The organism is Photorhabdus heterorhabditis, assembly GCF_018448905.1.
Lineage (GTDB): Bacteria > Pseudomonadota > Gammaproteobacteria > Enterobacterales > Enterobacteriaceae > Photorhabdus > Photorhabdus heterorhabditis.
This window is the reverse complement of record NZ_RCWA01000114.1, coordinates 1-1,595: the sequence shown is the minus strand read 5'-3', so window position 1 is coordinate 1,595 and position 1,595 is coordinate 1. Positions and strand designations below refer to the sequence as shown.

Genomic DNA, 1,595 nt, shown 5'->3' with positions numbered 1-1,595 from the left:
AAAGTGGCGTGTTACCACTACAGGCTTTCTGGATTTCGGTTTGCTTGTCCTGTTGCCATTTCTCAACTGTGCCTTTTTTATTCGCTTCTGCCGCCGCCAGTACACTCGCTAGGGCATTATTGTCCACAACAACGCATTCCATTGCGAAGTTGACCGCCGGACGCTGATTTTCTCAATGTTCTCAGTCAGTTACAACCCGTTTTTCCCAGTGTGGTTTGAGGCTCGACCCACAACGCCCCGATGCGACTTTTTAGCCTGTAAGCCACTTTGCTCCGACTTAATCAACTACACCTTAAATGGTCAGATGGTTGTCCAACATTTACAGTGTAGTTTACGAAGCCAAGGTTTATATTCAGGCAACTGGAGTTGCTATATATCGTTCGAGTACATAGACGTCACTGACATCACATTCTGGGTAAATCCATTTTGCCCAGTTATCTATAATCCATTGGGTGCTTAATCCCCTTGTTTCAATTAAACTACATTCTGCTGGTAGTTTTACCAATATCAACCCAGCCTTATATCCAGAAGAGACAATTAATCCATATGGGCGTTCATCATCCTGAGTTTCAAAAACCATAAAATCAACTTGTTCTTCATAGGGCCATGTTGCCGGCAACCTGAATACGGTTCCTCTGGATATATATTTTTCTATACGATCGATGAGTTTCATTATTTTACCTTCAAATTATGACCGCCGGATGTATCAGCCGATTTTCTCATTTGCATAGAGAAGTCAACTTCACCTAAGTGCTTACCTTTTGGAGAAACAACTTCAAATCGGCCATGCTGTGTATCAAGAGCATACAGATTTCCATCTTTACCTTTGTACACATCGCGTCCACCGTTCATTTGGGTTAATTTGCTATCTTTAACCATACCTTGCTCGACAATAACTTTTGCAGCAGTTTGTTTTACAATAGCAACACGTTCTCCCGGAGGAAGTCCCACTAAACTTTTTTCGAAACTGCCTACGCTTTGTCCCGTCGCAATTTTTGTGCTGGAATTAATCGGTGGAAGTCTATTACTAGCCTTACTAATCCCACCAAACGCCGATGCCGCTGCACTCGCTACAATACCCGCCTGAACCTCATCCAGACCGTATTCCTTCTGGAGAGCCTCAGAGACTTTGTTTGTAGCAACAACACCTTCTGCTTGCATTTGCTGCGCAAAGGTCGCCGTCAGATCGTAGACCATTTTGATCGGGATATCTTCACCCAAGGCACGATCTATCGCCTGTTTCACTGTCAGACTATCGGTCAGCACATTACCGTACTTCTGCTGGCAGCTCGCCGGGCTAGCAGCACAGTCACTTATTAGCTGTTTCTGTTGTGCGGTACTCAACTCCTCATATTTTTTAATGATACCTTCACAGTCACCGCCACCTGCTTGGCAGGACTTCATTTCCGCAGACCAATCATCTATTTGCTTACTGCTCAGATAATTATTTTCCACTGCATTCTTCCCCGCCTGTGCCCCGGTAACGGCGCTGGCGGTGGAGTCACCGGCAATGCCGCCGGCTAATCCCGCGGCCAGCGTGGAAAGGGTGCTGATAGTTTGCTTCTGCTCCTCCGTTAACTCACTGACTTTGGCCC

At 45.8% G+C, this 1,595-nt stretch carries 2 protein-coding genes; both read right to left on the bottom strand.

Annotated elements, in window-relative coordinates:
• Positions 1–352: 352 nt before the first annotated feature.
• Positions 353–673, bottom strand: coding sequence for an Imm45 family immunity protein (imm45, locus tag EAE89_RS22775; protein ID WP_149617625.1), 321 nt, complete (start codon positions 671–673; stop codon positions 353–355).
• Positions 673–1,595: VENN motif pre-toxin domain-containing protein (locus tag EAE89_RS22770; protein ID WP_214086643.1), on the bottom strand; the 923-nt coding region annotated here is incomplete at its 5' end. The genes imm45 and EAE89_RS22770, both read right to left, overlap by 1 nt.